Source organism: Pseudonocardia yuanmonensis, from assembly GCF_039542425.1.
Lineage (GTDB): Bacteria > Actinomycetota > Actinomycetes > Mycobacteriales > Pseudonocardiaceae > Pseudonocardia > Pseudonocardia yuanmonensis.
In genome coordinates, this window is sequence record NZ_BAABIC010000033.1 from 56,050 (window position 1) to 66,270 (window position 10,221).

General features: G+C 75.1%; 6 protein-coding genes. 3 read left to right on the forward strand and 3 right to left on the reverse strand.

Annotated elements, in window-relative coordinates; translation table 11 throughout:
* Nucleotides 1-4: 4 nt before the first annotated feature.
* A complete protein-coding gene (locus ABD990_RS31750) occupies nucleotides 5-1,531 on the reverse strand; it encodes an MFS transporter (RefSeq protein WP_345384488.1) in 1,527 nt (508 codons plus the stop codon).
* 321 nt (nucleotides 1,532-1,852) lie between these two features.
* Between ABD990_RS31750 and ABD990_RS31755 the strand changes: the two genes are divergently transcribed.
* Complete coding sequence (locus ABD990_RS31755; protein WP_345384489.1) at nucleotides 1,853-2,815, forward strand: ATP-binding cassette domain-containing protein; 963 nt, start codon at nucleotides 1,853-1,855, stop codon at nucleotides 2,813-2,815.
* The gene (locus tag ABD990_RS31760) at nucleotides 2,812-3,642 is read left to right on the forward strand and encodes an ABC transporter permease (protein WP_345384490.1); all 831 of its coding nucleotides are present in this window, start codon (nucleotides 2,812-2,814) and stop codon (nucleotides 3,640-3,642) included. The genes ABD990_RS31755 and ABD990_RS31760 overlap by 4 nt, the downstream gene beginning before the upstream one ends.
* On the opposite strand, the gene ABD990_RS31765 is transcribed toward ABD990_RS31760, so the two are convergent.
* Entirely contained in the window at nucleotides 3,624-6,710 is a 3,087-nt protein-coding gene (locus tag ABD990_RS31765; RefSeq protein ID WP_345384491.1) for an AfsR/SARP family transcriptional regulator, read from the reverse strand. The two genes, ABD990_RS31760 and ABD990_RS31765, sit on opposite strands and share 19 nt — an antisense overlap.
* Before the next feature lie 74 nt (nucleotides 6,711-6,784).
* Nucleotides 6,785-8,140: a dipeptidase gene (locus ABD990_RS31770; protein ID WP_345384492.1), complete on the reverse strand. Its 1,356-nt coding sequence runs from the start codon at nucleotides 8,138-8,140 to the stop codon at nucleotides 6,785-6,787.
* Nucleotides 8,141-8,298: 158 nt separating this feature from the next.
* Between ABD990_RS31770 and ABD990_RS31775 the strand changes: the two genes are divergently transcribed.
* Entirely contained in the window at nucleotides 8,299-9,966 is a 1,668-nt protein-coding gene (locus ABD990_RS31775; protein WP_345384493.1) for a fatty acyl-AMP ligase, read from the forward strand.
* Nucleotides 9,967-10,221 lie beyond the last annotated feature (255 nt).

Sequence of the window (10,221 nt, forward strand, 5' to 3'; positions counted from 1 at the left end):
ATCGCTAGCCGCGCAACGCCGCCAGCTCCTCGGCCCGCCGCCGCTCGTGCTCGGCCAGATCGGCACGCGCCTTCGCCACGCTCCACCGGCCGCGCAGCAGGGGGACGGTGGCGGCCAGCCCGACCGCGCACACCACCGCGATCCACATCCACAGCCGCCACTGGTCGCCGGTCACCGCGGCGGCGTTCTGGATCTCGCCCAGCTTCGCCGCCAGGTCCGGCGGGATCGCCTGGCCGGCGGCCTGCAGCCGTTCGGCCTCCGCGAGGTGGGGCTCGGCCCCGACCAGGGTGTTCGCCGAGGTCACCACGTGCGGCACGACCAGGAACGACAGGAACACCACCACGCGGATGATCCAGGCCCAGATCGCCAGGCCCGTCGCGGTCAGTGCGGGGTTGCGGGCCTCGACGGTCTCGGTGAAGGCCGCGTACCAGGGGACCGCGAACAGCGCCCACGAGGTGGCCAGCACGGCCATGATGACCGCGAGCGTGAGGTAGCTCGGCCGGCCGCCGACGAGCGTGATCAGCACGATCTGCATGGCGATGCACAGCACCGCCCCCGCGAGGATCCACGGCTTGCGCACCAGGAACCGGTCCACGAGCGCGCCGTAGGTGAGCGAGAGCAGCACGTTGAACGCCCAGGCCCAGGCGATCACGCTGTTGGCCGCGGCGAGGTCGAAGCCCCAGACCGTCGTGAACAGCACGGGCGCGAAGCCGACGATCGTGTAGTAGAAGAGCAGCGAGATCGAGAACCCGATCGCCGGCACCACGACGTCGACCTTGAGCAGCTGCCGCCACGGGTGCGCGAGGTCCACGTTCACCTCGCCGCGCGCGGCCCGCGCCTCGAGCAGCTCGCGGTCCTCCTCGGACACCGCCGCCTGGTCGCGCAGCGCCGGGTTGAGCTCCTTCATCCACACCAGCGCGATCAGCGCCACGACGATGCCCGCGATGCCGGCGATGCGGAACTGGCTCTGCCAGCTCACCAGCGAGCCCAGCGTGAGCGCCGCGACCGCGGAGGCGAGCAGGGACCCCGCGGGCGGGGCGACGTTCCAGAAGCCCATCGCCCGCGCGCGGCCCATCTGCGGGCTGAAGTCGCGGACCAGCGCGGGCGTCGCCACCAGCAGCATGCCCTCCATGATCGCGACGATCGTGGAGAGGATCATGAAGGTCCACTTGTCCTGGACCTGCGTGATGGCGAAGGCCGTGAGCGCCCCGACCACGAGCATGCCGTAGACGACGATGTTCGCCCTGCCCAGCCGGTCGGCGAGCCCGGCGGCCAGGGACCCGAAGGCGCCCAGCAGGTTCGCCACCGCGAGCCCGGTCGTCAGGAAGAGGAAGGACATCCCGAGCTCCTGCGAGACCAGGGTCGAGACGGCGCCCAGCGTGTACTGCTCGTAGTAGATGACGACCGTGGCCACGACGGCGAGCACGAGGCGGGCGTACCGCTCGCTGCCGGTGGGGTAGCGGTCGAGTCTGCGGTCGATCAGGAAGGCCCACCGGCTGCGCGGGGACTCCCCGGAGTCGGTGCGGGCCACGGTCGAGCGTACGGTCGAATCCACAGTGGAGGACCTCGTTCCCTCGGCGACGCTGCTTCCCGGGACCGGCGACGGGCGGGTACCCGTCTTGCCGAACGATCGTTAAGCGGACCGTAACCGCTGTCACAGCGATGGTCAACGGCCCGCCGCCGCAGGTACGCCCGCGAATCGGACGCCCCGGCACGAACCCGGGCGACCTGTCCGCAAGATCCGCCGATCGGCCCAGCCGCGCCCACGGGCGAAACCGGGTGCGCCGTCCTGACACGGCACGGCAGCCTCCTGTCAGCCCGATGGCAGCCCCTGAGCCGAGAGTCTCCGACCATGAACCGACCGGCCATCCGCGTCGAGGGTCTGGTGAAGACCTTCGGCGCCACCACCGCCCTCGCCGGCGTCGACCTGGAGGTCCGGCGCGGCACCGTGCTGGGCCTGCTCGGACCGAACGGCTCCGGCAAGACCACCACCGTCCGCGTCCTCTCCACCCTGCTGCGCCCGGACGGCGGCCGGGCCACCGTGCTGGGCCACGACGTCGTCGCCGAGGCCCCCGCCGTTCGCCTGCGCGTCGGCCTGACCGGGCAGTACGCCGCGGTCGACGACGCCCTGTCCGGCGTGGAGAACCTGCGCCTGATCGGGCGGCTGCTGGACCTGTCCCGGCGCGACGCCCGCCGCCGCACCGACGAGCTGATCGAGCGGTTCGGCCTGGCCGAGGCCGCCCGCCGCCGCGTCAAGACCTACTCCGGCGGCATGCGCCGGCGGCTCGACCTCGCCGCGAGCCTGGTCGGCCGGCCGGAGGTGCTGTTCCTCGACGAGCCGACCACGGGCCTGGACCCGCGGCACCGCAACGAGGTCTGGGAGCACGTGCGCGGCCTGGCCGCCGAGGGCACCACCGTCCTGCTCACCACCCAGTACCTGGAGGAGGCCGACCAGCTCGCCGAGGACCTCGTGGTCCTCGACCGCGGGCAGGTGATCGCGAGCGGCACCCCGGCGTCCCTCAAGGCCGAGGTCGGCGGGCAGCTGCTGCACGTGCGGCCGCTGCACCGCGCCGACGTCGGTGCGGTCGCCACCCTGCTCGGGGAGCTGACACCGGAGACACCCGCGATCGACCCGACCGGCGAGCTGACCGTCTCCGGCTCCTCCGCGCTGCTCCACCGGCTCGGAGCGCGGCTCGAGGACGCCGGCGTCACCGTGGCCGAGCTGGGGCTGCGGCTGCCGAGCCTCGACGACGTCTTCCTGACCCTGACCGGCCGCCCCGCCGAGGCCGGCCCCGCGACCGAGGAGGCCGCATGACGACCACCGCCACCGCTCCCGTCCCCACGACCCTGCCCGGATCACCGCCGGGCGCCGGGGCCCGCCACGGGCCGTCGACGCTGCGGCACGCCGCCACCCTGGCCTGGCGCGGCCTGGTGAAGACGATCCACTCGCCCGAGGCGCTGATCGACGTCACGCTGCAGCCGGTCATCTTCCTGCTGCTGTTCGTCTACGTCTTCGGCGGCGCGATCGCCGGCGACACCTCCGCCTACCTGCAGTTCGCGCTGCCGGGGGTGCTGGTGCAGACCGTCATCTTCGCCTCCGCGGGCACCGGCACCGGCCTGGCCGACGACCTGCACACCGGGATCTTCGACCGCTTCCGGAGCCTGCCGATCTCCCGGGCCGCCCCGCTGCTCGGCGCGATCGGCGCGGACCTGGCCCGCTACGCCACGTCCGGCGTGATCATGCTGGTGTTCGGCGCGCTCCTGGGCTTCCGCACCTCCGCGGGCCCGGCGGGGATCGTGGCGGCGCTGCTGCTGGTCATGGCCTTCGCGTTCGCCCTGTGCTGGGTGTTCACCGCGCTGGCGATGGTGGTCAAGGACCCGCGGTCGGTGCAGGGGCTCGGCGCGCTGATCTCGCTGCCGCTCACCTTCGGCAGCAACGTGTTCGTCCCGGCGTCGACCATGCCCGGCTGGCTGCAGGGCTGGGTGGACGTGAACCCGGTGTCCAAGACCGCCGACGCCGTACGGGGACTCCTGCTCGGCGGCCCGGTGGCGGGCCCGGCGGGCACGGCGCTGCTGTGGGCGGCCGGCATCACGCTGGTCTTCGCGCCGATCGCGGTGACGCTCTACCGCCGCCGCACCTGATCGCGGAGCAGGTCCAGACCGGCCTGCGGCGGGAGGCGCCCGGCCTCCTGCCGCAGGGCGTCCGCCCCGGGGCCGAGCGCGTCGAGCAGCGCCACGACGGCGGGGTCCCCGAGGTCGAGGACGCCGCGGCGGTTCTCGGCGACGCCCAGCGCCCGGGCGGCGCCCTCGCGGTCCCCGCGCGCCATGGCCAGCTGCGCGACGGTCTCCGCGACGAACCCGACGACGGGCCCGTCCCGGCTCGCGTCGGCGGCCTCGACGGCGGCGCCGAGCAGCTCCGCCGCCCGCGCCAGGTCGCCGGCGGCGAGCTCGACCAGTGCACGCTGGGCCTCCAGGTGCGCCCTCCGCTGCGGCACGGCGATCCCGCCGCCCATCGCCGGGTCGAGCTCCGCCAGGCGGGCGCGCGCCGCGGTCAGATCGCCCTCCAGGCGGTCCAGCTCGGCGAGCGAGACGTGCACCATCTCCGGCGAGGAGTACGCGGAGCCGTCCAGCATCGCCAGCGCCTCGGTGTAGAGCTTGCGGGCCAGCGCGTGGTCGCCGACCCGGGCGGCGAGCGCCCCGCGACGGACGAGGTACTGGGGCAGGTCGTCGTCGTTGGCGAGCTCGGTCGCAAGGGCGATGGCCTCCTCGAAGGCGGCCCCGGCGGCGTCCGCGTCGCCCGCCCACGCCTCCAGCTCGCCGAGCGTCGTGAGCGTCATCCCGAGCCCGAACCGGTCCCCGACCTCGGTGAACAGGGCGTGCGCCGCCCGCACCAGCTCGCGTTCGAGGTCGATCAGGCCCGCGTTCTCGGCCAGTGTCGCGCGGATCTCGAGCGCGAACGCCCGCACCCACGGGTCCGGGTGCGTGGTGCTGACCGGTGTCAGGGGCTCCTGGTCCTGGGCCAGGAACGCCTCGCTCATCGGCCCCACCAGGTCGAGGGCGGGATGGCGCGGCCGCGGGACCGCGTCGGCCTGGGCGGTCGCCCGCACGATGTGCCGCTGCGCCTCCTCCATGTTCCCGCGGCCGAGCGACTCGACGGCCCGGAACGCGGTGACCCGGGCGAGCACGTCGACCGGGGCGCCGTCCACGGGGAGATCGCCGACGGCGCGCACCCAGCTCATCGACTCCTCGGTGGCGCCGCGGATCAGCCAGGCCCAGAACATGCCCGCGACCAACCGGTACGCGGTCGCGACGTCCTGCTCGGCGACGGCCCGGCGCAGCGCCCCGGTGATGTTGCCGGCCTCCGCGCGCAGGACCCCGAGCCACCGCAGCTGGTCCCGGCCGCGCAGCTCCGGCTCGGCCCGCTCCACCAGGGCCACCGTCCAGGCCGCGTGCCGCGCCGCCGTCGCGGCCTCCTCGCCGGAGGCGACGAGCCGTTCGCGCGCGTACTCGCGGATGGTCTCCAGCATCCGGTAGCGGGTCGGGGCCCCGGGCTGCGGGACCGCCACGACCAGGGACTTGTCGACGAGCGCGGCGAGCGTCGTGAACGGGTCCGCCAGCCCGTCGCCGCAGACCTGGTCCGCGGCGTCGGCCGTGGCGCCGCCCGAGAACACGGCGAGCCTGCGGGCGAGGGCGCGCTCGGCCCCGTCGAGCAGGTCCCAGCTCCAGTCGACGACGGCACGCAGGGTCTGGTGCCGGGGCAGCACGGTCCGGGCGCCGGTGGTGAGCAGCCGGAAGCGGTCGTCGAGCCGGGCCAGGACCTCCTCCGGACTCAGCATCCGCAACCGGGCGGCGGCGAGCTCGATCGGGAGCGGCTGGCCGTCCAGCCGGCGGCAGATCTCCGTGACCGCGGCGGCGTGCGCCTCGGCGTCGAACCCGGGGGCGACGGCCTCGGCCCGGTCGGCGAACAGCCTCGCGGCCGCGGCGTCGTCGAGCGCCTCGACCGGGTGCAGCCGTTCCCCGGGCACGGCCAGCGGCTCCCGGCTGGTTGCGAGGATCCGCACAGCCGGGCAGCGGTCGAGCAGCGTGCCCACGAGCTCCGCGCACGCGCCGATCAGGTGCTCGCAGTTGTCCAGGACCAGGACGAGATCGCGCCGGCCGACCGCGGCCACCAGCCGCTCGACCGCGTCGGGGTGCTCCTCCTGGCGGATCACCAGCTCAGGGCTGCCGACGGCGGCGAGCACGGTCTCCGCCAGCTGGTCCGGACCCGTGAGCGGGGCGAGCTCGGCGACCGGCCTCTCGGGACACGCCTCCCGGGCCAGCCGGGTCTTGCCCGCGCCGCCGGGCCCCACGAGGGTGACCAGCCGCCCGGTCTCCAGCAGCTCCCGCAGCCGCCCGACGTCCGCCTCCCGGCCGACGAAGCTGGTGAGCGGCCGCGGCGGGGCGGGCCGGGCCGGGCGCGGCGGGGGAGCGGCCGCCGGGGCGGGCACGCCCCGCAGCACGTCGAGGCGGGCCTGCGCCAGCTCCGGGCCGGGATCCACGCCGAGCTCCTCGACCAGCCGGTTGCGAGTGCGGTCGAGCAGGGTGAGTGCGTCCGCCTGGCGGCCGGTGGCGTGCAGGGCGCGGGCCAGCGCGGCCGCGGCGCTCTCCCGCAGCGGCTGCTCGGCGAGCAGTGCCGTCAGGGGTTCCACGCTCCCGGCCGCGCGGCCGAGCACCAGGTCCAGCGCTGCGGCGCGTTCGACGGCGGCGGCGCGCCGGCCGTCGAGCCGGTCCGCGGCGGGTCCGGCGAAGGGGAGCCGCCGGACGTCGGCCAGGGCCGGTCCGCGCCAGAGCGCGAGAGCCTGACCGAGCAGCTCACGGGCCGCGGCGGGATCCGCCTCGTGCTCGGCCTCGGCGATCCGCTGGGCGGCGCGCACGGCGTCGACGTCCGCGGGCGGCAGGTCCAGGCGGTAGCCACCCGGCACGGTCACCACCAGCTCGGACCCGAGCGCGCGGCGCAGCCGGGAGACGAGGGCCTGCAGGGCGTTGGCCGAGGCGGGCGCCGAGCCGGGTCCACCGTCCCACAGGTCGTCGACCAGGGTCTCCGCGGTCACGGTCCGGCCGGGCGCCAGCGCGAGCCGGGCGAGCAGGCCGCGCACACGCAGGCCGGCGGGTGCGACGTCCGCGCCCGAGGCGGCCCACGCGGCCACCGGGCCCAGCACGCCGATCCGCATCGGCACAGTCTGCCGTGCCGCGGATCAGCGCGCTAGCGATATATCGAACTATGTCGGCCGGGCTGACTGCGACATCAGCGGCGGAGCTCGTCGAGCAGGAAGGCCTCGGCGCGGGCCCCGGTGGCGAACATCGACAAGGAGAGGCTCTCGTCGATGCCGTGCCAGCGGCTCGCGGGATCGCCCACGCCCGTGACCAGCACCGCGGCGCCGGGAAAGGTCCGGGCGAACTCGGCGATGAACGGGATCGAGCCGCCGATCCCCATCTCCACGGTCGCCGTACCGAAGGCCTCGGAGAAGGCGCGCTTCGCGGCGTCGTACGCCCCGCCCGTCGCGTCCAGGCTGAAGGGCTCGGCCGCGCCCGACCCGGGCTCGACCGTGACCTGCGCACCCCAGGGCACGTGCGCCCGCAGGTGCTCGGCGAGCTTGTCCCGCGCGGCCAGGGCGTCCTCGCCGGGCGCGAGCCGCATGCTCACCATGGCCCGGGCGCGCGGGAGCAGCACGTTCGCGGCCTGCGCGACCGACGGTGCGTCGATCCCCAGGACCGCGATCGCGGGCTTGTGGTAGATCCGCTCGGCCAGTGTCCCGGTCCCGAGCAGCTCGGCGCCCTCCACCAGGCCCGCCTCCGCGCGCCACTCCGCCTCGGGGATGTCCAACGCGGCGGCGTCCGTGCCCGTGTTCGCGTGCAGGCCGGGGACGGCGACCTCGCCCTTCTCGTCGTGCAGGCTCGCGAGGGCATGGGTCAGCGCCGTCAGCGCGTCCCCGACCGGCCCACCGAAGACGCCGGAGTGCAGCGGGCGCTCGAGCAGGGACACCTCGACCACGACGTCGACCAACCCGCGCAGGCTCGTGGTGAGGGCCGGGACGTCGACGGCCGGGTTGGCGGCGTCGGCGATCACGATGACGTCCGCGGCGAGCAGCTCGTGGTGCTCGCGCAGCAGCCGGGGGAGCGTGGGGGAGCCGGACTCCTCCTCGCCCTCGATGAACAGCGTGACGCCGACGGGCGGCTTCCCCTCGAACGCGCGCAGCACGGCGAGGTGGGTCATCACGCCGGCCTTGTCGTCCGCGGCGCCGCGGCCGTAGAGCCGGCCGTCCCGCTCGGTGGGCTCGAAGGGCGGGCTGGTCCAGTGCTCGTCGCCGCCCGTGGGCTGCACGTCGTGATGCGCGTAGAGCAGCACGGTCGGCTGCCCCTCCGGGGCGGGCCACTGCGCGACGACGGCCGGGGCCCCGCCCTCCGCGCGCAGGATCTGCAGGTTCGCGGGGTTCAGCGCCCCCGCCAGCTCCGCGACGGCCGCGGCGCTCGCCTCGGTGTCGGCGGCGTGCGCGGGATCGGCCCAGATGCTGGGGATGCGCACCAGCCGCTCGAGGTCGGCGCGGGCGCCCGGGATCACGGCCTCGACGGCCGCGGCGATGGAGTCACGGGTGGAAGCCACGGACCCGACCCTACGCCCGGGCCCTCGTCGCGTTGTGGATCCACGCGCTCGGGCGGCTGCCCTCGACGCGATGCGGATCCATGGCGCGCTCGGGGCGATCTCGGGGCGCGTCGTGGATCCGCACTGCGATTTCCGGTGCGGGCCTTAGGCTGCCCGACATGTCCCGGTTCCTCGCGACGTTGCTGGAGTCCGCCGCCGACACCTCCCGCGGCATGACGACCGGCGAGCCCGCCGCCCCTGTCCGTCGACTGTGGAGCGAGGTGCACGAGACCGCCCGCGGCATCGCCGACGCGCTGCGCCGCCCGGACGGGGACACCCCCGCCCTGACCCGCGGCGGCGCCGTCGGCGTGCTGGCCGGAGACCCGGGGTCGATCGCCCCGCTCGCGCAGGCGGTGTGGCTCACCGGCGGCAGCGTCACCATGCTGCACCAGCCCACCGCACGCACCGACCTGATGCACTGGGCCCAGGACACGGTCGCCGTGCTGCGGATGATCGACGCGAGCATGGTCCTGCTCGGCCCGCCCTTCGACGGCCTCGCCCCGGTCCTGCGCGAGCGCGGGATCCCGTTCCGGCTGGTGGAGTCCCTGAAGGGCGACCCGGCCGCCGTCACGCCGGACGCCGACGTCGCCGCCGAGGACGACACCGCCCTGCTCCAGCTCACCAGCGGGTCCACCGCGGAGCCGAAGGCCGTGCGGATCACGCACCGCAACCTGCACGCGAACATCACCGCGATGCGCGAGGCCGCCCGCCTGGACGTCGACCGCGACGTGATGATCTCGTGGCTGCCGCTCTTCCACGACATGGGCATGGTCGGGTTCCTGACGATCCCGATGGTCACCGCGCTCGAGCTCGTCACCGTCACGCCCGTCGACTTCCTGTCCCGGCCGCTGCTGTGGGCCGAGCTGATCTCCAAGTACGGCGGCACGGTCACGGCCGCGCCGAACTTCGCCTACGCCGTGCTCGCCCGGCAGCTCGCGCGCGCCGACCAGGAGCTGGACCTGTCCTCGCTGCGGATCGCGCTCAACGGCGCCGAGCCCGTCGACCCGGTGGCCGTCGGGGCGTTCGTCGACGCGGGGGCGCGCTTCGGGCTGCGACCCGAGTCCGTGCTGTGCGCCTACGGGATGGCGGAGACCGCGCTCGGGGTCGCGTTCGCGCCGGTGGAGACCGGGCTGGCCGTCGACGAGATCGACGCCGACGCCCTCGAGTCCGGCCGCCGCGCCGAGCCCGCCGGCGAGGGGCCGAGCCGGACCTTCCCGCTGCTCGGCCCACCCCTGCCGGGGATCGAGGCGCGCGTGGTCGGGGAGTCCGGCGAGGTGCTCGGCACCCGCGGGGTCGGGCTGATCCAGCTGCGCGGGGAGTCCGTGACGCCGGGCTACCTGACGGTGAACGGGCCGGTCGCCACGCAGGACGCCGACGGCTGGTTCGACACCGGCGACGAGGGCTACCTCGTCGAGGACGGCCAGGTCGTCGTGTGCGGGCGGCGCAAGGACGTGATCATCATGGCCGGGCGCAACATCTACCCGACCGACATCGAGCGCGCCGCTGCGGAGGCGGACGGCGTGCGCGCGGGCAACGCCGTGGCCGTGCGGCTGTTCGCGGGGGAGGGGCAGCGGCGCGAGTCGTTCGCCGTGGCCGTCGAGGCCCGCAAGGCGGACGACGAGGCGGAGGCCGCGCTGATCCGCAAGGACGTCACCGCGCGGGTGGTGTCCGCGGTGGGTGTGCGGCCGGCGCGGGTGGAGGTCCTGCCGCCCGGCAGCCTGCCGAAGACGCCCTCGGGCAAGCTGCGCCGCGCCGCCACCGCGGACCTGCTCGAGTCCCGGACCTGACCGCACGAACGGCACTCTCGCTCACACCTGCTGAGCGAACGGCACTCTCGCTCACACCTACTGAGCGAACGCGCCGCTCGCTCACACGGGCCCCGGAAAGCACGAACGGCACTCTCGCTCAGACCTAGTGAGCCTTTCCCACTGAGGGCTCGGGGGGACACGCCGGGCGCGGCGAGATGACCGGGAAAGACGCAGGACCTCGGTAGAAGAGCGGTCCGACCAAAGATCGCTTCCACACCGAGGTCCTGCGTGTCT

Coding starts and splice junctions, on each gene's coding strand:
- ABD990_RS31775 (WP_345384493.1), top strand. CDS start 8,299: ATGTCCCGGTTCCTCGCGACGTTGCTGGAGTCCGCCGCCGACACCTCC.
- ABD990_RS31755 (WP_345384489.1), top strand. CDS start 1,853: ATGAACCGACCGGCCATCCGCGTCGAGGGTCTGGTGAAGACCTTCGGC.
- ABD990_RS31760 (WP_345384490.1), top strand. CDS start 2,812: ATGACGACCACCGCCACCGCTCCCGTCCCCACGACCCTGCCCGGATCA.
- ABD990_RS31765 (WP_345384491.1), bottom strand. CDS start 6,710: ATGCGGATCGGCGTGCTGGGCCCGGTGGCCGCGTGGGCCGCCTCGGGC.